Annotated in this window: 22 protein-coding genes and 1 tRNA gene; 21 read left to right on the top strand and 2 right to left on the bottom strand. The window is 63.8% G+C overall.

Annotated elements, in window-relative coordinates; all coding sequences use genetic code 11:
• Positions 1 to 203 precede the first annotated feature (203 nt).
• From rho to murA, 16 genes are all read left to right on the top strand, one after another.
• Positions 204 to 2,273 carry a transcription termination factor Rho gene (gene rho / locus ACSE4D_RS00605; RefSeq protein ID WP_135538651.1) on the top strand — a complete coding sequence of 690 codons (2,070 nt, stop codon included), beginning with the start codon at positions 204 to 206 and terminating at the stop codon, positions 2,271 to 2,273.
• Between the two features lies 1 nt (position 2,274).
• Positions 2,275 to 3,351 (top strand): peptide chain release factor 1, encoded by a 1,077-nt coding sequence (prfA, locus tag ACSE4D_RS00600; RefSeq protein ID WP_425119533.1) that lies wholly within the window; start codon positions 2,275 to 2,277, stop codon positions 3,349 to 3,351.
• Positions 3,352 to 3,376: 25 nt separating this feature from the next.
• The gene (gene prmC, locus ACSE4D_RS00595; RefSeq protein WP_167854367.1) at positions 3,377 to 4,258 is read left to right on the top strand and encodes a peptide chain release factor N(5)-glutamine methyltransferase; all 882 of its coding nucleotides are present in this window, start codon (positions 3,377 to 3,379) and stop codon (positions 4,256 to 4,258) included.
• A gap of 76 nt (positions 4,259 to 4,334) precedes the next feature.
• Positions 4,335 to 4,985 carry an L-threonylcarbamoyladenylate synthase gene (locus ACSE4D_RS00590; RefSeq protein WP_425119531.1) on the top strand — a complete coding sequence of 217 codons (651 nt, stop codon included), beginning with the start codon at positions 4,335 to 4,337 and terminating at the stop codon, positions 4,983 to 4,985.
• Positions 4,986 to 6,095, top strand: coding sequence for an MraY family glycosyltransferase (locus ACSE4D_RS00585; protein WP_135538643.1), 1,110 nt, complete (start codon positions 4,986 to 4,988; stop codon positions 6,093 to 6,095).
• Complete coding sequence (locus ACSE4D_RS00580; protein ID WP_135538641.1) at positions 6,092 to 6,538, top strand: hypothetical protein; 447 nt, start codon at positions 6,092 to 6,094, stop codon at positions 6,536 to 6,538. The genes ACSE4D_RS00585 and ACSE4D_RS00580 overlap by 4 nt, the downstream gene beginning before the upstream one ends.
• Positions 6,539 to 6,825: 287 nt before the next feature.
• Positions 6,826 to 7,638: a F0F1 ATP synthase subunit A gene (gene atpB / locus ACSE4D_RS00575; protein ID WP_240689662.1), complete on the top strand. Its 813-nt coding sequence runs from the start codon at positions 6,826 to 6,828 to the stop codon at positions 7,636 to 7,638.
• Positions 7,639 to 7,718: 80 nt separating this feature from the next.
• Positions 7,719 to 7,946, top strand: coding sequence for a F0F1 ATP synthase subunit C (atpE, locus tag ACSE4D_RS00570; RefSeq protein ID WP_062861556.1), 228 nt, complete (start codon positions 7,719 to 7,721; stop codon positions 7,944 to 7,946).
• Between the two features lie 11 nt (positions 7,947 to 7,957).
• A complete protein-coding gene (locus ACSE4D_RS00565; protein WP_135538639.1) occupies positions 7,958 to 8,509 on the top strand; it encodes a F0F1 ATP synthase subunit B in 552 nt (183 codons plus the stop codon).
• Positions 8,509 to 9,315, top strand: a complete 807-nt coding sequence (locus tag ACSE4D_RS00560; RefSeq protein WP_135538637.1) for a F0F1 ATP synthase subunit delta — start codon at positions 8,509 to 8,511, stop codon at positions 9,313 to 9,315. Before ACSE4D_RS00565 ends, ACSE4D_RS00560 begins: the two co-directional genes overlap by 1 nt.
• An 81-nt stretch (positions 9,316 to 9,396) precedes the next feature.
• Positions 9,397 to 11,031: a F0F1 ATP synthase subunit alpha gene (gene atpA / locus ACSE4D_RS00555; protein ID WP_426936388.1), complete on the top strand. Its 1,635-nt coding sequence runs from the start codon at positions 9,397 to 9,399 to the stop codon at positions 11,029 to 11,031.
• A 31-nt stretch (positions 11,032 to 11,062) separates the two neighbouring features.
• Positions 11,063 to 11,995 carry a F0F1 ATP synthase subunit gamma gene (locus ACSE4D_RS00550; protein ID WP_135538634.1) on the top strand — a complete coding sequence of 311 codons (933 nt, stop codon included), beginning with the start codon at positions 11,063 to 11,065 and terminating at the stop codon, positions 11,993 to 11,995.
• Positions 11,996 to 12,021: 26 nt separating this feature from the next.
• Complete coding sequence (atpD, locus tag ACSE4D_RS00545; protein ID WP_135538632.1) at positions 12,022 to 13,470, top strand: F0F1 ATP synthase subunit beta; 1,449 nt, start codon at positions 12,022 to 12,024, stop codon at positions 13,468 to 13,470.
• Positions 13,471 to 13,473: 3 nt separating this feature from the next.
• On the top strand, positions 13,474 to 13,734 hold the full coding sequence (locus ACSE4D_RS00540) for a F0F1 ATP synthase subunit epsilon (protein WP_135538630.1): 261 nt from the start codon (positions 13,474 to 13,476) through the stop codon (positions 13,732 to 13,734).
• 22 nt (positions 13,735 to 13,756) lie between these two features.
• On the top strand, positions 13,757 to 14,224 hold the full coding sequence (locus tag ACSE4D_RS00535) for a DUF2550 domain-containing protein (RefSeq protein ID WP_135538628.1): 468 nt from the start codon (positions 13,757 to 13,759) through the stop codon (positions 14,222 to 14,224).
• On the top strand, positions 14,224 to 15,537 hold the full coding sequence (murA, locus tag ACSE4D_RS00530; protein ID WP_135538626.1) for a UDP-N-acetylglucosamine 1-carboxyvinyltransferase: 1,314 nt from the start codon (positions 14,224 to 14,226) through the stop codon (positions 15,535 to 15,537). The genes ACSE4D_RS00535 and murA overlap by 1 nt, the downstream gene beginning before the upstream one ends.
• Positions 15,538 to 15,609: 72 nt before the next feature.
• On the opposite strand, the gene nucS is transcribed toward murA, so the two are convergent.
• On the bottom strand, positions 15,610 to 16,305 hold the full coding sequence (gene nucS / locus ACSE4D_RS00525; RefSeq protein WP_135538624.1) for an endonuclease NucS: 696 nt from the start codon (positions 16,303 to 16,305) through the stop codon (positions 15,610 to 15,612).
• Positions 16,306 to 16,335: 30 nt separating this feature from the next.
• On the opposite strand from nucS, the gene ACSE4D_RS00520 reads away from it, so the two are divergent.
• A complete protein-coding gene (locus ACSE4D_RS00520) occupies positions 16,336 to 16,632 on the top strand; it encodes a hypothetical protein (RefSeq protein ID WP_240689660.1) in 297 nt (98 codons plus the stop codon).
• 112 nt (positions 16,633 to 16,744) lie between these two features.
• Here ACSE4D_RS00520 and ACSE4D_RS00515 read toward each other — a convergent pair whose 3' ends face one another.
• Complete coding sequence (locus ACSE4D_RS00515) at positions 16,745 to 18,361, bottom strand: cell division protein (RefSeq protein WP_135538622.1); 1,617 nt, start codon at positions 18,359 to 18,361, stop codon at positions 16,745 to 16,747.
• A 230-nt stretch (positions 18,362 to 18,591) separates the two neighbouring features.
• On the opposite strand from ACSE4D_RS00515, the gene ACSE4D_RS00510 reads away from it, so the two are divergent.
• The 4 genes from ACSE4D_RS00510 (at position 18,592) to ACSE4D_RS00495 (ending at position 20,634) form a co-directional block, all read left to right on the top strand.
• Positions 18,592 to 19,782, top strand: a complete 1,191-nt coding sequence (locus tag ACSE4D_RS00510) for an acetyl-CoA C-acetyltransferase (protein WP_135538620.1) — start codon at positions 18,592 to 18,594, stop codon at positions 19,780 to 19,782.
• A 71-nt stretch (positions 19,783 to 19,853) separates the two neighbouring features.
• Positions 19,854 to 20,168, top strand: a complete 315-nt coding sequence (locus ACSE4D_RS00505) for a thiamine-binding protein (protein ID WP_436326416.1) — start codon at positions 19,854 to 19,856, stop codon at positions 20,166 to 20,168.
• 79 nt (positions 20,169 to 20,247) lie between these two features.
• Positions 20,248 to 20,454 (top strand): hypothetical protein, encoded by a 207-nt coding sequence (locus ACSE4D_RS00500; protein WP_436326415.1) that lies wholly within the window; start codon positions 20,248 to 20,250, stop codon positions 20,452 to 20,454.
• A 106-nt stretch (positions 20,455 to 20,560) separates the two neighbouring features.
• A tRNA-Arg gene (locus tag ACSE4D_RS00495) sits at positions 20,561 to 20,634 on the top strand.
• Positions 20,635 to 20,736 lie beyond the last annotated feature (102 nt).

Below are 20,736 nucleotides of genomic sequence, written 5' to 3'. Positions count from 1 at the left end.
CTCCGAACAAGTAGACTGTGGGTGTTCCGACAGTGCACGGCTTCCTGCTGTTCTTCACAGGTTCGCCGCCGATGTCATATATTCTGGAACATCTCCTGCTCATTCTTTAGCAGGTTTTCTTTCACAACGCACCGTCAATGGTGTTTCCGTCGCCGTGAGCAAACGGCACATGCCGCACGGCCGAAAGAGGGAGAAGGACCTTCGTGTCTGAAACCACCACTCAGGATTCCACGCCCCGTACCGGCAGCCTCACAGCGCTGCGGTTGCCTCAGCTTCAGGAAATGGCAGCCGGCCTGGGAATCAAGGGTTACCGTCGTCTTCGCAAGAGCGAATTGATCGACGCCATCAACAGCCATTCAAGCGGATCTTCGGAGACGAAGGCCGCTTCTGTCGAGAAGAAGCCCGCCGCCGAGGAATCGCGCAGCAAGGCCCCGAAGTCGGAGGCGAAGCAGGACGAACCGAAACAGGAGGCGACGGGTCGTCGCTCCTCGCGTCGGGCCGCCGCTCCGTCGGCCGAGGAAGCTCCGGCACTCATCGTCGAACCGAAGTCCGATGCTTCTGCGCAGTCCGATGACTCCGCACAGGCCGATGAGTCTGCCGAGCACTCCGGCGGCCAATCGTCGGACGACGGCGATCAGGAACGTCAGCGTTCCCGTCGCAGCCGCAGCCGGTCGCGCAGCGGCGAGAGCCAGAACGACGACCAGGATCAGGGTTCCGACGAGTCCTCCGGTCGCGGCGGTCGCAGTGACCGCGGCTCGGATCGTGAAGGACGCGGCGGACGGGACAACGACCGTCGCAGCCGAAACAGCGACCGATCCGACGACGACCGCGGCGGCAATGACCGCGGCGGCAACGACCGCAACGGCGGAAACGACCGTGGCGGCAACGACCGCGGACACCGCAATGACCGTGGCGGCAACGACCGCAACGGCGGAAACGACCGGGACAGCCGCAATGATCGGGACAACCGCAACGGCGGAAACGATCGCGACAACCGCAACGATCGCCGCAACCGGAACAATGACGACGACGATCGCGGCAACCGTCGCGGACGCGGTCGGGACCGGAAGCGCCGCGGTCGCGGCAACGATGAGCCGGACATCCGCCACGATGATGTGCTCATCCCCGTCGGCGGCATCCTCGACGTCCACGACAACTACGCCTTCCTCCGCACCTCCGGTTACCTGCCGGGGCCGAACGACGTCTATGTCTCGGCCTCGATGGTGCGCAAGAACGGCCTGCGCAAGGGCGATGCCGTGGCCGGAGCGATCCGCCAGCCGCGCGAGAACGAACAGCGCAACAGCAAGCGTGAGAAGTTCGATGCACTCGTCCGCCTCGACTCCGTCAACGGACTGACCGTCGACGATGCGCGCTCCCGGGTGGAGTTCTCGAAGCTGACGCCGCTCTACCCGCAGGATCGTCTGCGCCTCGAAACCACCTCGAAGCTGCACTCGACTCGACTCATCGACCTCATCACCCCGATCGGCAAGGGCCAGCGCGGTCTCATCGTCGCGCCTCCGAAGGCGGGCAAGACGACGATCATGCAGCAGATCGCGAATGCGATCACGGAGAACAACCCCGAAGCGCACCTCATGGTCGTCCTCGTCGACGAACGCCCCGAGGAAGTCACCGATATGCAGCGAGCGGTCAAGGGTGAGGTCATCGCCTCGACCTTCGACCGTCCTGCCGATGATCACACGACGATTGCCGAACTCGCCATCGAACGCGCCAAGCGCCTCGTGGAGATGGGCTCCGATGTCGTCATCCTCCTCGACAACATCACTCGCCTGGGACGTGCCTACAACATCGCCCAGCCCGCTTCGGGCCGCATCCTCTCCGGCGGTGTCGACGCCAACGCGCTCTACCCGCCGAAGAAGTTCTTCGGCGCAGCGCGCAACATCGAAGGCGGCGGTTCGCTGACCATCCTCGCCACCGCCCTCGTCGAGACCGGCTCGAAGATGGACGAAGTGATCTTCGAGGAGTTCAAGGGCACCGGAAACATGGAGCTGCGCCTGAGCCGTCAGCTCGCCGACAAGCGGATCTTCCCGGCCATCGACGTCAACTCGTCGAGCACCCGCCGCGAAGAGATGCTCATGACCAAGGAAGAGACCAAGGTCATGTGGCAGCTGCGCCGACTCCTCTCGGGACTCGAACAGCAGCAGGCAGTCGAACTGCTCATGTCCAAGCTCAAGGAAACCGGTTCGAACGTCGAGTTCCTCATGCAGGTGCAGAAGACGACACCCCTGCCGAAGTCCTCGACCGACAACAGCTGAGATGGCCGACGACACCCTCACGGCCAGCGTCAGCGCACTGCTCGATGAGCATGCGCGGGTGCAGGAGGAACTCTCCGACCCCGCCGTGCATGCTGACGCCGGCCGGGCGAAGAAGCTGACCAGGCGGTACGCGGAACTCGAAAGAGTCGCCGCGGCCGCCCGGCGCTTCGCCCAACTCGAGGCCGACCACGCCGCAGCCGTGGAACTGGCCGAAGATGATGATGATTTCGCCGCGGAAGCCAAACGTCTGTCCGTGGAGATGGAGAACGTCGAGGGTGAGCTCAAAGACCTCCTCGTGCCCAGGGACCCCGATGACGCACGCGAAGCGATCATCGAGATCAAAGCGGGGGAGGGCGGCGACGAATCCGCACTCTTCGCCGCAGATCTGCTGCGCATGTATCAGCGGTGGATCGATTCGCGCGGCTGGTCGAGCCAGATCCTCGATGCCACGCACTCCGACCTCGGCGGATACAAGGACGTCAGCATGGCCGTCAAAGCGAAGGACGAAGGTGCCTACGGCTGGTTGAAGTTCGAAGGCGGAGTCCACCGCGTCCAACGCGTGCCCGTCACCGAGTCCCAGGGCCGCATCCACACCTCAGCCGCCGGAGTGCTCGTCTTCCCCGAAGTCGACGAGCCCGAAGAGATCCAGCTGGACGAACACGATCTGCGCATCGACGTCTACCGGTCCTCGGGACCGGGCGGTCAGTCCGTGAACACCACTGACTCGGCCGTGCGCATCACCCACCTGCCCACCGGCATCACCGCGAGCTGTCAGAACGAGAAGTCGCAGCTGCAGAACAAGGATGCGGCCATGCGCATGCTCCGGGCTCGGATCCTGGCCAAACAGGCCGAGGAAGCCGCCGCTGAAGCCGCCGACATCCGCCGCTCCCAGGTCCGCACCGTCGACCGATCCGAACGGATCCGCACCTATAACTTCCCGGAGAACCGGATCACCGACCACCGCACCGGGTACAAGGCCTACAACCTCGACCAGGTGCTCGGCGGAGACCTCGACCCCGTCATCGGCTCCTGCCGCGAAGCGGACAAGGCCGCACGCCTGGACGCACTGGGAGACTGAGCTGGACACCGTCACACCCGCACGCGTGAGCGACGTCCTGCGCGGCGGCATCGCCCTCTTTTCCGAGGCGGGAATCGCCACCCCCGAGGCAGACGCCGTCGAGCTGCTCGCTCACGCCTGGCACATCGACCGAACCGTGCTCAGCCGTCGTCGGCTCTTCGACGACATCGTCCCCGCAGAGACGACTGCGGAATTCGCACGACTGTGCGAACTGCGACGGCAGCGGATCCCGCTGCAGCATCTCACCGGCATCGCCCACTTCCGCCACCTCGAACTGCGGGTGGGCCCCGGGGTGTTCGTCCCCAGACCGGAAACCGAACTGCTCGCCGGAGCGGTGCTCGCCGAACTCGCGGAGCTGAGCGGAGAACGGCCCCCGTTCGTCATCGACCTGTGTTCGGGTTCGGGCGCGATCACTCTGTCCGTGGCGACCGAACACAACGGCGCCGTTGTGATCGGTGTCGAACGCGAAGCCGACGCCCTCGACTGGGCACGGACGAACCTCGATCACACCCGCCTCGGCGATTCGAGTGTCGAATTCGTCCACGCGGATGCGACGACACTCACACACGGGCGTCCGGAACTGCTCGGGCGGGCCGATGTCGTGGTGACGAATCCTCCCTATGTTCCGAACGCAGCGATTCCCCGCGATCCCGAGGTTGCCGGTCACGATCCCGCCGCCGCGCTCTACGGGGGTGAGGACGGGTTGGAAACGCCTGAGCTCATCATCGCCCAGGCTCTGCAGCTCCTCCGGCCCGGCGGACTCTTCCTCATGGAACACAGCGAAGAACAGGGCCCCGGCGTCCGCGAGCTGCTTGCGACGACGGCCAGCCTGACAGCTGCCGTCACTCACCAGGACTACACTGGACGCGACCGCTATACGGTGGCACGCCGGCAGACGGAGGAATGACTGATGACGATGCGGCACCACCGCTGAAACGCAGAGTCATCGAAGCCACAGCCCAGAGATTCGAAACGGAGAACTCGTGTCGAGACGATTCGACGTCACCCAAGCCGACATCCGCGACCTCGTGTTCGACGAGTGCGCACGCGTCGTCGACACCGGCAACCTGCTCGTCATCCCGACCGACACCGTCTATGGGATCGCCGCCGATGCCTTCAGCGCCGCGGCCGTGGCGGCGCTGCTGGCGGCGAAGGGGCGCGGACGGGACATGCCTCCACCGGTGCTCGTCCCACGGTCGGAGACCATCTTCGGACTCGTCGACGGAGTCGATCAGAGGCTTCTGGCACTCACGGCCCGTTTCTGGCCGGGTCCGCTGACGATCATCGCCAACGCACAGCCCTCTCTGGACTGGGATCTCGGTGACACGCACGGAACCGTGGCCGTGCGCATGCCTGATGACGAATACGCTCTGGCACTGCTGGGCCGCACCGGACCGCTCGCGGTTTCGAGTGCGAACATCTCCGGACGTCCCGCGGCGACCACTGCAGATGAGGCCCAGGAGATGCTCGGCGAAGACGTCGATATCTACGTCGACGGGGGAACCCGCGAATCGCTGATGTCCTCGACCATCGTCGACCTCAGCGGCGACGTGCCGCGCATCCTCCGGCGCGGACCCATCGGCGCGGAAGAGCTGTGCGAGATCGTCCCCGAACTCATCGACCTGGACGGCTGAGTGCGCGCCTACCTCGTCATCCTCATCGTCTCCGCCCTGGTGGCGTACCTCTTGACTCCGATGGTCAAGCGGGTCGCCGAACGCGGGCGGATCTTCTCACCCCTGCGGGATCGCGACGTGCATTCGGTGCCGACGCCGAGGCTGGGGGGAGTGGCGATGTTCGGCGGACTGCTGGCGGGGCTCGTATTCGCCTCCCAGATGCCGTTCCTGCAGCGCATCTTCGTCGAGATGGGACCGATCATCGGTGTTGCCGGAGCCGCGGGCCTGCTGTGCCTGCTGGGAGTCATCGACGATATCTGGGACCTGCATTGGATGGCGAAGCTCGCCGGGCAGGCTCTGGCTGCCGGCTTCATGGCGATCAAGGGCGTTGCCCTGCTCTCGATTCCCTTCGGCGGAGTCATCATCGGTTCTCCGCGCATGTCGATCATCATCACCGTGCTCGTCGTCCTCGTCACGATCAATGCAGTGAATTTCGTCGACGGGCTCGACGGCCTCGCCGCTGGGGTCGTCGCCATCGGCGGCAGCGCGTTCTTCATCTACTCCTATTGGCTGGCCCGCGACGCCTCCCCGGAGTCCTACGCGAACCTCGCCTCGCTCATCATCGCGATCCTCGTGGGAACGTGCCTCGGCTTCCTGCCGCATAACTTCAACCCGGCCAGAATCTTCATGGGCGACTCCGGTTCGATGCTCATCGGGCTTCTGCTCGCCGCTTCGACGATTCGCGTGACCGGACAGGTCGATCCTGCACTCATCGGACAGGAGCGTGCCTTCGCGACGTTCATGCCGATCATCCTGCCCATCGCTGTGATGTTCCTGCCGCTGCTCGATCTCGCCCTGGCTGTCGTCCGGCGGCTGCGGGCAGGGCAGTCGCCGTTCTCCGCCGACGCCAAGCACCTCCACCATCGGATGCTGCGGCTCGGCCATTCGCACGCCCGAGCGGTTCTCATCCTCTACACCTGGACGGCGCTCATCGCGTTCGGATCCGTGCTGCTGCTCTTCCGGAGCTGGCTGTTCGTCCTCGGCATCGTCGGAGGGCTGTTCGCCGTGACCCTGGTCTTCACCTTCTACCCCCTGCGTATGCGTCAGAAAGCCAGAGAGGAAATCTCGTGACAGATCCGACCTCACGACCAGAAACCGAAGTCGAAGCCGCCTGGACCCGGGTCTGGAGGACGCTGCTCATCCGCGGCATCATCCTCGTCCTCGTTGTCGCGGCGCTGGGCATGGGCATCGGGTGGCTGGTGTCGGGCTCCACCGGACTCCTCGGCGGAGCCGTCGGCGGGGGATTGGCCGCCGTGTTCATCATCGTCACTCTGGTCATCATGTACCTCGGACGGAACATGGGACTGACGACCATCGCCGGGCTCCTCGGCGTCGGGTTCCTGTTCAAGGCCTTCATCTTCATGATCGTCATCTGGCGGATCAAGGACGCGACGTGGCTCGACGGCACGGTCGCCTTCTTCACCATCGTCGTCGCGGTCCTCTCCACCTCGATCGTCGAGGCGCTCACGGTCGTCAAAGGGCGAGTTCCGTACGTCGATCCCGATGCCGGATAGCCCGCCGCACAACGCAGATGACGACGGTGCGAACCTGTGCCGAAAGGTGCTCGGTCTCCGTGCCGCGGGTCGGGATCCCCGGTGAATGACGTGTTGAGCGCAATCGCTGACAGAAATTGCACAGACAAGCCTGATGAATTTGTCGGTGACTCTCTACAATTGGTAGAGTAGACCCGGTGCTAGGGCGTATCTGCGCCCTCTGTCGCTCCTGAACCTCACGCCGTGCTGTAAGCGCACGGCCAAGGCCAGGCCATCAGGGCCCTTGACCATGGGAGAGAATTTACAACGTGGGAACTCTTAACGCCGCGAACACAATGATCAATGCTGCAGAAGGTGGCTACCACGCTCCTTCGATGTCGGAGTTCTTCCCGGCATCGTTCCTCTTCGAGGGCACTCCATTCGAGATGAACCGAGTGATGCTCATCCGCCTCCTGGCGACGATCGCCGTCGTCATCATCCTCGCGGTGTGGGCCAAGCGCATGAAGCTCGTCCCCAGTCGTTTCCAGTCGACCTTGGAACTGGCCATGGAATTCGTCACTGTCGGCATCGCCGAAGACACGATGGGCAAGGAGAGAGCGAAGAAGTTCATGCCGCTCATCGTGGCTCTCTTCTTCGGAATCCTATTCTGGAACGTCACGAAGCTCATTCCGTTCCTCAACATGCCGGGTACCGGTGTCATCGGTCTGCCCCTCGTGGCCACCCTCGCTGTCTACGTCACCTATCACTGGGCCGGCATTGCACAGAAGGGCTTCGGCCGCTACCTCAAGGACGCTCTCGTCCTGCCCGGTGTTCCGCCGGCCATGCACATCCTGCTCATTCCGATCGAATTCATCACGAAGTTCGTGACGCAGCCGTTCACACTGGCAATCCGACTCTTCGCAAACATGATGGTCGGCCACCTGCTGCTCGTCCTCTGCTTCTCGGCCACGAGCTTCTTCCTCTTCGATGCCTCGAACGGCTTCCAGTTCTTCTCGATCCTGACTTTCGCCGGAGGAATGTTCGTCTTCCTCCTCGAAATGCTGGTCGTGGTCCTGCAGGCGTACATCTTCGCCCTGCTCGCCTGCGTCTACATCAATTCGGCTGTCTCGGAAGAACACTGAGTCAGCTCCCAAGATCCGTAACTCACGAGTTGCACGGTCGGGCCAACCACCCGACTCCATTATGAAAGGAATAGCATCCTATGGATATGCTCGCCGAAGTGACAGGTAGCGTTTCGACGATCGGTTACGGCCTCGCCGCAATCGGCCCCGGTGTCGGTCTCGGCATCGTCATCGGAAAGACCATCGAAGGAACCGCACGTCAGCCCGAGATGGCCGGCGCCCTGCGCGGAAACATGTTCCTGGGCATCGCTCTGATCGAGGCTCTGGCCCTCATCGGCATCGCGACCCCGTTCTTCCTTAATCAGTGAGGCACTGAGATATGACTCCGGTAACCATCGTCGCCTCCGCGGAGAACCCGCTTCTCCCGGGCCTGTACGACATCGTCTGGAGTGCCGTCTGCCTGCTGATCGTCTTCCTGGTTGTCTGGAAGTACGTCCTCCCGGCCTTCAACAAGACCCTCGACGAGCGCGCTGCGCGCATCCAGGGCGGAATTGAGAAGGCCGAGAAGGTGCAGGCCGAAGCCGATCAGGCTCTGGCCGAGTATCAGAAGCAGCTCGCCGACGGTCGTGCAGAAGCTGCACGGCTGCGCGCCGAAGCTCAGGAAGAAGGCGCTCAGATCATCGCCGAGATGAAGGCGCAGGCTCACTCCGAGGCTGACCGCATCATCGCATCGGCTCAGAATCAGATCGACGCCGAACGTCAGTCCGCCATGGTGCAGCTGCGTTCGGAAGTCGGTTCACTGGCCACGGATCTGGCTTCTCGCATCGTCGGCGAATCCCTCACCGATGACCAGCGTTCAGCCAATGTGGTCGATCGCTTCATCTCCGATCTCGAGTCCGAATCGTCCGCGCAGCCGGTCAAGGGGGCGTGATGCTCCAGTCGAGCAGATTGTCCCTGCAGGCCGTCCTCGAGACCGCGAACTCCGAGATCTCCGGGGGAGACCCGCGTGAGATCGGCGAGGGCACTCTGGCTGTGGTCGGAGTTCTCGCCGAGAACGTCACGCTGCGCAAAGCCTTGGCGGATTCGTCCGAATCGGCCGAGAGGAAGCAGCAGCTGCTGCGGACTCTGTTCTCGACTCGGATCACGGATGCGGTTCTGCGGATCAGCGATGAGGCCGTCGGCCGTCGTTGGGCGCGGACCCAGGACCTGGTCACCAGCCTGGAGGTCGCCGGAGTCACGGCGATCGCCGCTGCCGCACAAGCCGGCGGACAGCTCGGCCAGGTCGAAGAGGAGATCTTCCGCTTCGCGCGTCTGCTGGAATCCGACCACGAGCTGTCTCGGGCGCTCGATTCGCAGGCCGATGGGCAGAGCAAACTGACTCTCGTCTCCGACCTGCTGTCGGGTAAGGCTCAGCCTGACACCATCACATTGGTCGGGCAGGTCGCGCTGCACCCGCGTGGGCTGCGCGTGGCGAAGGCTCTCGACCAGTACAGCGACATCCTCGCAGCCAGGCAGCAGCGTTCGGTTGCGGACGTAACCGTGGCCAAGCCGCTGAACGAGTCCCAGACCGAACGGCTGCGGGCAGCTCTGTCAGCCAGCTACGGCCGCGAACTCGTCCTCAATATCCAGGTCGATCCCAAGGTCATCGGGGGAGTCCGGGTGCAGGTCGGCGACGAGATGATGAACTCGACCGTGGCCGATCGACTGGCCGATGTGCAGCGCAAGCTCGCAGGTTGACACTAGGGGCCGGCTTTTCCGGCATAGGCGGCCCACCGGTCGTCGGACGCAAGATTTGAGAAAAGGAAGCAGGGAAACCAGATGGCGGAACTGACAATTCGCCCGGAAGAGATCCGGGACGCTCTCGGGAAGTTCGTTGATTCGTACAACCCCGAGAGCTCGGAAAAGGCCGAGGTCGGCAAGGTCGTCACCGCTGGTGACGGCATCGCCCACGTCTCGGGTCTGCCCGGCACCATGGCCAATGAGCTCCTGCGGTTCGAAGATGGAACCCTGGGCCTGGCACAGAACCTCGACGAGCGTGAGATCGGCGTCGTCATCCTCGGTGAATTCTCCGGAGTCGCCGAGGGACAGGACGTCTACCGCACCGGAGAGGTCCTCTCCATCCCCGTCGGCGATGGCTACCTCGGTCGCGTTGTCGATCCGCTGGGTCGTCCCGTGGACGGCCTCGGCGACATCGAGACCGTCGGTCGTCGTGAGCTCGAGCTCCAGGCCGCAGGTGTGATGGATCGGCAGGAGGTGCGCGAGCCTCTCCAGACCGGGTATAAGAGCATCGACGCGATGATCCCCGTCGGCCGTGGTCAGCGTCAGCTGGTCATCGGCGACCGCAAGACCGGTAAGACCGCGCTGGCGATCGACACCATCATCAACCAGAAGGCCAACTGGGCGACCGGCGACCCGAAGCAGCAGGTGCGCTGCATCTACGTGGCCGTGGGCCAGAAGGGCTCGACCATCGCCGGTGTCCGCCGGTCGCTGGAAGAGGCCGGTGCTCTCGAGTACACGACCATCGTGTCCTCGCCCGCTTCGGACCCCGCCGGCTACAAATACCTGGCTCCCTACTCCGGTTCGGCCATCGGCCAGCACTGGATGTATGACGGCAAGCATGTCCTCATCGTGTTCGATGACCTGTCGAAGCAGGCCGAAGCCTACCGCGCCGTGTCGCTGCTGCTGCGTCGTCCGCCGGGCCGTGAAGCCTACCCGGGCGACGTGTTCTACCTGCACTCGCGTCTGCTCGAGCGCTGTGCGAAGCTCTCCGATGAACTCGGCGGCGGTTCGATGACCGGTCTGCCGATCATCGAGACGAAGGCCAATGACGTCGGTGCCTTCATTCCGACGAACGTCATCTCGATCACGGACGGCCAGATCTTCCTGCAGTCCGACCTCTTCAACGCCGGTCAGCGTCCTGCTGTCGACGTCGGTGTGTCCGTGTCGCGAGTCGGTGGTGCCGCTCAGACGAAGGCTCTCAAGGGAGTCTCGGGCACGCTGAAGATCTCGCTGGCTCAGTACCGTTCGCTCGAGGCCTTCGCGATGTTCGCCTCCGACCTCGATGATGCCACGAAGCGCGATCTGGCCCGTGGCGCTCGACTGACCGAACTGCTCAAACAGGGTCAGTACACTCCGATGCCGTTCGAGAAGCAGACCGTGTCGATCTTCGCCGGTACCAACGGCTACCTCGACGAGATCCCGGTCGACGACGTTCTGCGCTTCGAATCCGAACTGCACGACCACATCGAACGCAAGACGGGCATCTTCACGACCATTCGTGAGACCCTCAAGCTCGATGACGACACCGCCGAAGAGCTCAAGAATGTGCTCGCCGAGTTCTCGCAGAACTTCGCCAGCTCGGATCAGGGTGGGTCGAAGGCCGGCAGTGAAGACAGCGCCACGGCCTCCTCTGACGAGGTCGAGCAGGAGCAGATCGTTCGGCAGAAGCGTTGAACCTGTTCCGTAACGGCGAAAGGAAGAACTGATGGGAGCCCAGCAGAGGGTCTTCAAACAGAAGATCCGCTCGACTCAGTCCTTGAGGAAGATCTTCAAGGCGATGGAGCTCATCGCTGCGTCGCGGATTCAGAAGGCTATTGCCCGCTCGCAGGCCGCCAGCCCGTACGCGAACGCCCTGACCAGGGCCGTCTCGGCGGTGGCCAGCGAGTCGAACGTCGACCACGTTCTCACCACCGAGTCGGACAACGTCAAGCGGGCCGCTGTGCTCGTGATGGGGCCCGACCGCGGATTCGCCGGCGCCTACTCGGCGAACCTGCTGCGCGAAGCCGAAGAACTCATTCGGCTTCTGCGTAACGAGGGCAAGGACGTGCAGCTGTTCACGGTCGGAGGCAAGGCCAAGAACTACTACACTTTCCGCGATCGCAAGATCGAGAAGTCCTGGACAGGCATCTCCGAGAACCCGACGGCGGAGAACGCCCGGGAGATCGGCGAAGCTCTGTTGGAGAACTTCGATCCTGAGTCTGCGGAGTCGGGTGTGGATGAGATCTACATCGTCTTTACGAAGTTCGTATCCAGTGTCACGCACGATCCGGAATACCGGAGGCTGCTGCCGCTGGAGGTCGTCGATGCCGATGAGGCGTCGACGGGCGGACAGTCCGCCGGTTCATCCGATGCGCCCGCGTTCCCTCTCTACGAGTTCGAACCGAGCGCGGAGGCTGTGCTCGACGCCCTGTTGCCGCGATACATCGATTCGCGCATTCTGTCGGCTCTGCTGAGCGCATCGGCATCCGAGCAGGCCTCGCGACAGGCGGCGATGAAGACAGCCACGGACAACGCGGATGATCTCATCAAGACCTACACCCGGTTGGCCAACACGGCTCGCCAGGCGGAAATCACCCAGGAACTCACCGAGATCGTCGGTGGGGCGGATGCCCTCGCGGCATCGGCAGCCGGCGACTGACCGGCGAGAGCAGAGAGAAAGAGACCATGACTGCCACAGCAACGGAAACCTCTCCGGCACAGGGCACTGCCCTCGGCCGGATTTCCCGAGTCATCGGCCCGGTTGTCGACATCGAGTTCCCGCTCGACTCCGTGCCCGAGATCTACAATGCACTGACCACGACAGTGGATCTGTCCGAAGGAACCAGGAAGCTGACCTTCGAGGTCGGACTGCACCTGGGCAACGGACTCGTCCGCGCCGTGTCGCTGCAGCCGACCGACGGCCTCGTCCGCGGCCAGGAAGTCGTCGACTCCGGTGCGCCGATTTCGGTGCCCGTCGGCGACGTCACCAAGCACCACGTGTGGAACACCACCGGTGACTGCCTCAACCTCGCCGATGGCGAGGAGCTGGAGATCTCCGAGCGGTGGCCCATCCACCGTTCTGCGCCGGCGTTCGATGAGCTCGAATCCAAGACCGAGATCCTCGAAGTCGGCATCAAGAGCATCGACCTGCTGACCCCCTATGTCCAGGGTGGAAAGATCGGTCTGTTCGGTGGTGCCGGTGTCGGCAAGACCGTCCTCATCCAGGAAATGATCTTCCGTATCGCGCACAACCACTCGGGCACCTCGGTGTTCGCCGGCGTGGGCGAGCGGACTCGTGAGGGCAACGACCTCATCATGGAGATGGACGAGGCCGGAGTCTTCAAGGACACCGCCCTCGTGTTCGGCCAGATGGACGAGCCGCCAGGCACCCGTCTGCGTGTGGCGCTGTCGGCGCTGACCATGGCGGAGTACTTCCGCGATGTGCAGAACCAGGACGTGCTGCTGTTCATCGACAACATCTTCCGCTTCACCCAGGCCGGTTCCGAGGTCTCGACCCTGCTGGGTCGTATGCCCTCCGCCGTGGGCTACCAGCCCAACCTGGCTGACGAGATGGGTCTGCTCCAGGAGCGCATCACCTCGACGCGTGGTCACTCGATCACGTCGATGCAGGCGATCTACGTTCCGGCCGATGACTACACCGACCCGGCTCCGGCGACGACCTTCGCACACCTCGATGCGACGACCGAGCTCAGCCGTGACATCGCTTCGCGCGGTCTGTACCCGGCTATCGACCCGCTGGCCTCGTCCTCGCGGATCCTCGATCCGCTGGTCGTCGGTGACGAGCACTACCGTGTGGCCAACGAGGTCAAGGCGATCCTGCAGAAGAACAAGGAGCTGCAGGACATCATCGCCATCCTCGGCGTCGACGAACTCGGTGAAGAGGACAAGCTCGTCGTCCACCGTGCCCGTCGCATCGAGCAGTTCCTCTCGCAGAACACCTACACCGCGGAGAAGTTCACGCAGGTTCCCGGTTCGACCGTGCCGCTGACCGACACGATCGAAGGCTTCGCGAAGATCTGCTCCGGCGAGGTCGACCACATCCCGGAACAGGCATTCTTCAACGTCGGTGGCCTTGACGATGTCATGCGCAACTACGAAGAGATGCAGAAGTAAGCCATGGCGACACTTGAAGTCAATGTCGTGGCTGCCGATCGCGAGGTATGGGTCGGTGAGGCCAAGCGCGTCATCGCCCGTACCCTCGACGGCGAGATCGGCATCCTGCCGGGCCACGAGCCCGTGCTGGGGGTCGTCGCCGACGGCGAAACGCGGATTCTCACGCCCGGAGAGGACACCATCAGGGTCAAAGCCGATGGTGGTTTCCTCTCGGTGGAGAACAACCGCGTGATCATTGCCGCTGATCAGGCCGAACTTCTCTGATCCGCAGGTTACACTGGCAACCGTGAACCCTTCTGTCCTGCTGATCGTTCTGCTCTCGTTGGTAGGACTTGCGCTTGCTCTCATCGTCGTTGTGACGATTCGACGCAGGTCGATCTCGAAGCTCTCGGGCGCCTTTGACTGCTCCATCAACGTGGGCGAGGAGTATTCTTCTCGCCCACGTTGGCGTTTGGGCGTGGCCGTGTTCTCGGTCGCCTCCTTGGACTGGTACCCGGTCTTCGCCCTGACCAGGCGAGCAGCATTCAGGCTGCCGCGTGCCGACCTCGATATCTTGGTCCGCCGCAAACCCACATCGGGCGAACAGTATTCGGTGCTGCCCGACGCCGTCGTCGTCGACTGCTCCTACGGCAAAGCGGATGGTCGTCCGCGCTCGGTGTCTCTGGCGATGGATACCGAATCACTGTCGACGATGGCCTCATGGCTGGAATCCTCGCCTCCCGGCTTCAACCCGACGATGGGACGTTTCACCTGATGGATGTCTTCCGTTTGACCGGCCCGGCGCGACTGGACGGTGTCATCGACGTTCGAGGCGCGAAGAACAGCGTCCTCAAACTCATGGCTGCGAGCCTGCTGGCTGTGGGGCGCACGACGATCACGAATGTCCCTGCGATCCTCGATGTCAGGATCATGGTCGAACTCCTCGTCCGCCTCGGCTGCGATGTCGACTACGATTCCGAAGACGGAGTCGTCAGCATCGATGTCCCCGCAGCAGTCGGAATCCAAGCTGACTACGAACTCGTCCGCGCGATGCGCGCCTCCATCTCGGTCCTCGGACCGCTCACCGCTCGTATGCGCGCCGCTCATGTCGCTCTTCCCGGCGGTGACGCCATCGGCTCCCGCGGGCTCGATATGCATCAAGCCGGCCTCGAAGCCCTCGGGGCCCTCGTCCATCTCGATCACGGATACTTCGTCGCAGAGGCTCCCTCCGGGCTCAAAGGCACCGAGATCGTCCTCGAATTCCCTTCCGTCGGCGCCACCGAGAACCTCGTCATGGCAGCCACCCTCGCTGAGGGAGCGACGACGATCTCAAACGCCGCTCGCGAACCGGAGATCGTCGATATCTGCACCATGCTCGTGAAGATGGGTGCACAGATCGAGGGCATCGGCACCTCAGAACTGACCATCAGCGGTGTCGAGTCCCTCCGGCCCGTGACCCACCGGACTGTGGGCGATCGCATCGTCGCGGGCACCTTCGCCTTCGGCGCCGCGCTCAGCGGCGGTGACGTCACCGTCCGCGGCATCGGGCTCGACCTCATGCCGAACATCGGATTGAAGCTGCAGGATTCCGGAGCCACGGTCGAAGAACTCTCGAATATCACTCTCGGCGATGGAACGACCGGTGCCGGTTTCCGTGTCATCGGTGCTCCTCGGCCGCACCCGATCCGGGTGGCAACGATGCCGTTCCCGGGATTCCCGACCGATCTGCAGCCCTTCGTCATCGCTTTGAACTCGGTCTCCGACGGCGTGGGACTGCTCTCGGAGAACCTGTTCGAGGCGAGATGGCGGTTCGTCCAGGAGATCGCCCGCCTCGGTGCGAAAGTGCGCATCGACGGTAACCACGCGCTCGTCACGGGCAGCGACAGCCTCTCGGGGGCGGAAGTCGAGGCCTCGGACATCCGTGCCGGTGCCGGTCTGGTGATGGCCGCGCTGCGAGCCGGCGGAGTGACGGAGGTGTCGGGAATCGACCATATCGAACGCGGTTACGAGAACTTCGTGACCAACCTGCGCAGCCTCGGCGTCGACATCGAACGCGTTGAGAAACGCGACGTGCTCAACTTCGAATAGACGTCGGGCCACTGCCCGAATCGCCGACTGGCGATCCACGAGGCTTCGCAATGATGAGTGGGTGTCTGTGCCTCAGAACAGCCGCGAATCGGGATCATCCATCCCGCGCAGTGCATCATAGTCGAGGACGACGCAGCGGATGCCGCGGTCTTCGGCGAGCGTGCGGGCCTGCGGCTTGATCTCCTGCGCCGCGAAGACCCCCTGGACCGGGCTGAGAAGCGGGTCACGGTTCATCAGCTCGAGGTAGCGGGTGAGCTGTTCGACGCCGTCGATGTCACCACGACGCTTGATTTCGACTGCGACTGACTGGTGGCCGGGATCCCGCGCGAGGATGTCGACGGGTCCGATCGCCGTCATGTATTCGCGTCGAACCAGACTGTAGCCCTCGCCGAGGGTGTCGATGTGCTCGGCGAGCAGCTCCTGCAGATGCGCTTCGACTCCGTCTTTGACCAGCCCCGGATCGACCCCGAACTCGTAGCTGTCATCGTTGATGATCTTCGCGATGGAGATGACCAGACGATCGCCGGTCTTCGTCTGGGAGACCTCCCACAATTCGGTCAGACCCGCTTCTGCCTGCTCGGCATCAGGCTCGAGATGCCTGATCGTGCATGGGGGAGTCATCCAGTTCAGCGGTTTATAGGATCCGCCGTCGGAGTGGATGAGGATGGACCCGTCCGATTTGAGCATGATGAGGCGGGTGGCCATCGGCAGGTGGGCGGTCAGACGACCGGCATAATCAACAGAGCATTCGGCAATGACAAGACGCACGCGCAACAGCCTACGTGAGACAATGGCCCAATGCCACGATCTTCATCTTCGCGTCGCAAGAACAAATGGCAGCGGGAGCCGCGTGACCTTTCGGAGACCACCGCGGGCATGCGGACGAGCAGGTCGCTGCCGGACGGCACCTGGTCGGTGCAGACCGTGAAAGGCAATGACTCCGGAAGGTCCTACATCTGTCCCGGCTGCGGGCGGGATGTCAACGCAGCATCGAGCCACATCGTCGCGTGGCGGCAGGAAGCCCGGCACGGCATCGAGATCGGTGTGGAGAGTCGACGTCACTGGCATTCCCGCTGCTTCGACCGCTTCCGCTGAACCCTTCGCTTTCTGAAAGCTGCACAGATAAAGAAGGGCCCCGCTTCGGCGGAGCCCTTCTTCATGCTGCTTCGGCGTCGCTCAACGAATCAGAGCGGCGCGTGCGACAGCGTCAACGCAGAGAGTTGCGTGAGCGAGTCGTCTTCGAGCTGTTCTTCTTCGATCCGGACACCTGAGCGTCGATGGCGATCGTGTCTTCGTCGGTGGCTCCGTTCGGCAGGTTCTTGCCCTTGCCGGTGGACTCACCGGACTGCTTGGCCTCTCCGGACGGAGCTGACTGCGAGTCTTCAGCCGCCTCGGCGTCAGATTCCGTTGAAGTCTCCGCCTGCTGAGCCGACTCTCCATCCTCCGGCGAGTCCTCTTCGTCGCTCGCCTTCTCCGCAGAATCTGCGGAGTCCTTGGCTGCCGCAGTATTCGACGCTGTCGATGCGCTGTCGGACGAGTCCGCGGCGTCTTTCTCCTCCACGTTCTCCGCAGCTTCCGAATCGTCGTCTTCGGCCAACAGGTCTTCGAGCTCCTGGCCGTCGGCGATCTGCTCGGTGGCGTGCGAGGCCGATTCTGCCTTCGCCGGATCGACGCTGTCGCCGCCCATCACGCCGGGCATGGCGAACAGCGACCGAAGCTGATCGAGCTGGGCGGTGATCGTCTTGCGCTGCTTCGTCAGCAGATCGACCTGCGACTGTGCGGAAGCGACATTGCGCTTGGCTTCGGCCGCCGATTCCTCGATCGTCGCCTCGGCAGTGGCTCGCGCCTCGGAGATGAGCGTCTGGGCACGGGACTTGCCGTCGGCGATGATCTCGTCGGCCTTCTTCACCGCATCGGTGCGCGTCTTCTCTGCGCGCTCGGCTGCTTCCTTGGCTTCTGAATCGGCCTTGCTCGCACGAGCCTGGGCTTCCTCGATGAGCTTCTTGTTCTCGGCCTGAGCCTGCTCGTAGCGCTTCTTGCGTTCGGTCTCGGCTTCCTTGCGCTTCGCGGCGAGCTCGACGTCGAAGTCGTTGCCAGCCTTCTTCGAAGCCTCGTCGCGGGCCTTGGCGGCGGCAAGCAGCTCGTCGGCCTGCGCCTGCGCGGCGGCGATCGTCTCTTCGGCCTCGGTCTTGGCCTCGGCCAGCAGATCCGCAGCTTCCTTCTCCGCGGTGGCACGGAGTTCGGAGAGCTCGAGGTCGAGGCTTTCCCGGGCCTCCTTGGCGGCGGCCGCATTGGCCTCCTTGGCCTGATTGGTCTCGCGCTCGGTGGTCGCCTTGAGCTCGGCGGCCCGCTTCTCAGCGGCCTTGACGGTCTCCTCGGCACGCAATTCCGCCGAGGAGGTGATCGCATCGGCTTCGGACCGGGCATTGGACAGAGTGTCGTTGCTCTCGGTGTGCATTCGGGCGCGAGCAGACGCCGCCTCGGCGCGAGCCTTGTTCCTGATCGTCTCGGCATCGGAATTGGCCTGAGCCAGGGTCTCGCGCGCCTGGGACTCAGCGATCTTGAGCAGATGGTCGATGCGGCTTCCGGGAGGGCCGGAAGCCTCGGCGTTGTCGTTGGCCGCCTTCTTCAGCTGGGCTTTGGCCTCTGAGAGCTCACCGGCGATCTGCAGCTTCGCCCGATCCGCATTGATGACCTGGCTGCGCGCATCGGCAAGCGCTTTTCGGACCGACTCGACTTCGGTGCGCAACTGCTGCAGACGCGAATCGACTTCACTCTTTTCGTAGCCGCGCATCGCTGTGCGGAATTCTTCGGTGGGCGTCACTGAAGCGAACTCCTGTCGTCTCGGAAAGGGGGTGATCTGGGCTGTCCTCGTCCTACTCTAACGGAGACTCTATGAGTGTTGGGTGCGAATGCGCAGGGGTGGACAGGCTCCTGTGGGAACTCGATCGCAGACCCCGTGACGAAGGCCACAGCTGACTCGACTAGTCTGGTGGATGTCGAAAAGCACACGTGCTGGGACCGAGTCCGGGCGCGAGAATCCGAGGAGGAAAAATGGCTGATGCAGTGATCGTCGCCGGAGCGCGCACCCCGTTCGGGCGTCTGCAGGGCGAGTTGTCGAAGCTCAGCGCCGTCGAACTCGGGGGCAAGGCCATCGCCGGTGCCCTTGATCGGGCCGGGATCGAAGGCGGCGACGTCGACTACGTGATCATGGGACAGGTTCTGCAGGCCGGTAACAGTCAGGGGCCGGCCCGACAGGCCGCCGTCGAGGCCGGGATCCCCATGTCGGTTCCCGCCGTGACCGTGAACAAGCTGTGTCTGTCGGGCATCAACACGATCACTCAGGCCGCGCAGCTCGTGCGTGCCGGTGAATACGACGTCGTCGTCGCCGGCGGCCAGGAGTCGATGAGCCAGGCTCCGCACATGCTCATGAAGTCGCGGTCCGGGTACAAGTACGGCGATGTCGTCGTCAAGGACCATATGGACTACGACGGGCTGTGGGACGCCTTCACCGACCAGGCGATGGGCGGACTCACCGAGGATGCCAACGCCGGCGATCGCGAATTCTCCCGAACGGAGCAGGACGAGTTCTCCGCACGCTCGCATCAGCGGGCCGCACAGGCGCAGGAGGCGGGAGCGTTCGACGATGAGATCGTTCCGGTGACGATCAGCTCGCGCAAGGGCGACGTCACCGTCTCCGTCGACGAGGGAGTGCGTCCCGACACGACTGCGGAATCTCTGTCGAAGCTGCGGCCCTCCTTCCGCAAGGACGGGACGATCACGGCCGGCAACGCCTCGCAGATCTCCGACGGTGCCTGCGCCGTCGTCGTCATGTCACGTGAGAAGGCCGAAGAGCTCGGGGCCCCGATCCTCGCCGAGGTCCGTTCTCATGCCTGGACCGCAGGGCCGGACTCGACTCTGCAGCACCAGCCTTCGCAGGCGATCACGGTCGCCGCTGAACGCGAAGGCGTCGCCGCGGACTCCTTCGACCTCTACGAGATCAACGAGGCCTTCGCCGCAGTCGGCCTCGCCAGTTCGAAAGACCTCGGCGTCGCCGCGGACAAGGTCAACGTCAACGGCGGAGCGGTTGCGCTCGGTCACCCGATCGGCGCCTCCGGGGCACGCATCGTCCTGACCCTGGCCCTCGAACTCCAGCGCCGAGGCGGCGGCTCGGGAATCGCCGCTCTGTGCGGCGGCGGAGGACAGGGCGATTCGCTGATCATCAACGTCCCGGCTCAGGCCTGACCCGGCGATGTTCCGCAGAGCGGCGGAGTGCCCGAGGGCCCTCCGCCGCTCGCTCAAGGAAGGACAACAACATGCTCGCAGCATTCTCGGTCGCGCCCAGTGGGGGAGAAGGGGCCGACGCCTCTGTCCATGACGCCGTAGCCGCGGCCGTCGACATCGTGCGCCGCTCCGGACTTCCGCACCGCACCGATTCGATGTTCACCACGATCGAGGGCGAATGGGACGAAGTCTTCGCCGTCATCAAAGACGCCACAGATGCCGTCGGTGAGTTCGGCACCCGCGTCTCCCTGGTGGTCAAGGCCGATATCCGGCCCGGCTACACCGGTGAGATCGACGGCAAGCTCGAACGTTTGGAGACGGCGATCGAAGCGCGCGAACAGAACTGATCGAGATTTTCAAGGAATTCCCAGTGACGTGAGTCACTGAAGGCGCTAACCTTTTTCCAACGGAAGAAGGAGATGAGCAATGAACGGTGCCAAATACTTTTCGATCGCCACTGCACTGACGCTGGTGGCTCTGTTGGGCTTCATGCTGGCCGGGTTCTTTCCGGTGGTCGTCGACTTCGCCTTCGGAATCGAAGCGATTGCCGTCATCCTGGCGATGACCGGGGTCGCGGTGGTGTCTTTCGTGACCGTGCGCAACTCAATGGAGCAGGCAGCGCGTCGTCACTGAACCCCTATATCAGCGATACGGCCCCGTGCGGGGAGGGAACCGAAGCGGTTCCGCTCCGCACGGGGCCGCTTTCTGTTCACGTTCGGCCATCGGTTACGATGTTTGAGCCTCCGTAGCTCAGTCGGATAGAGCAACCGCCTTCTAAGCGGTAGGTCGCGGGTTCGAGCCCCGCCGGGGGCGCTTCTGCTGTCTCGGGCCCTCGCACGAGGCTCTGCTCGGATCCGACCGACTCCGTGCCGCCGGGCGTATTCGGGCGCGCACCCACACTCGTGCCTGCCCCTG

It is taken from the genome of Brevibacterium sp. FAM 27836 (genome assembly GCF_051351055.1).
GTDB lineage: Bacteria > Actinomycetota > Actinomycetes > Actinomycetales > Brevibacteriaceae > Brevibacterium.
This window is presented reverse-complemented; position numbering and strand designations above follow the sequence as displayed.

What these genes read in the sequence shown, in the direction of transcription:
- ACSE4D_RS00505 (WP_436326416.1), top strand. Translation starts at nt 19,854, where the DNA reads ATGCTCGCAGCATTCTCGGTCGCGCCCAGTGGGGGAGAAGGGGCCGAC.
- atpD (WP_135538632.1), top strand. Translation starts at nt 12,022, where the DNA reads ATGACTGCCACAGCAACGGAAACCTCTCCGGCACAGGGCACTGCCCTC.
- ACSE4D_RS00560 (WP_135538637.1), top strand. Translation starts at nt 8,509, where the DNA reads ATGCTCCAGTCGAGCAGATTGTCCCTGCAGGCCGTCCTCGAGACCGCG.
- atpA (WP_426936388.1), top strand. Translation starts at nt 9,397, where the DNA reads ATGGCGGAACTGACAATTCGCCCGGAAGAGATCCGGGACGCTCTCGGG.
- prfA (WP_425119533.1), top strand. Translation starts at nt 2,275, where the DNA reads ATGGCCGACGACACCCTCACGGCCAGCGTCAGCGCACTGCTCGATGAG.
- ACSE4D_RS00500 (WP_436326415.1), top strand. Translation starts at nt 20,248, where the DNA reads ATGAACGGTGCCAAATACTTTTCGATCGCCACTGCACTGACGCTGGTG.
- ACSE4D_RS00550 (WP_135538634.1), top strand. Translation starts at nt 11,063, where the DNA reads ATGGGAGCCCAGCAGAGGGTCTTCAAACAGAAGATCCGCTCGACTCAG.
- ACSE4D_RS00540 (WP_135538630.1), top strand. Translation starts at nt 13,474, where the DNA reads ATGGCGACACTTGAAGTCAATGTCGTGGCTGCCGATCGCGAGGTATGG.
- ACSE4D_RS00510 (WP_135538620.1), top strand. Translation starts at nt 18,592, where the DNA reads ATGGCTGATGCAGTGATCGTCGCCGGAGCGCGCACCCCGTTCGGGCGT.
- murA (WP_135538626.1), top strand. Translation starts at nt 14,224, where the DNA reads ATGGATGTCTTCCGTTTGACCGGCCCGGCGCGACTGGACGGTGTCATC.
- ACSE4D_RS00565 (WP_135538639.1), top strand. Translation starts at nt 7,958, where the DNA reads ATGACTCCGGTAACCATCGTCGCCTCCGCGGAGAACCCGCTTCTCCCG.
- ACSE4D_RS00520 (WP_240689660.1), top strand. Translation starts at nt 16,336, where the DNA reads ATGCCACGATCTTCATCTTCGCGTCGCAAGAACAAATGGCAGCGGGAG.
- atpE (WP_062861556.1), top strand. Translation starts at nt 7,719, where the DNA reads ATGGATATGCTCGCCGAAGTGACAGGTAGCGTTTCGACGATCGGTTAC.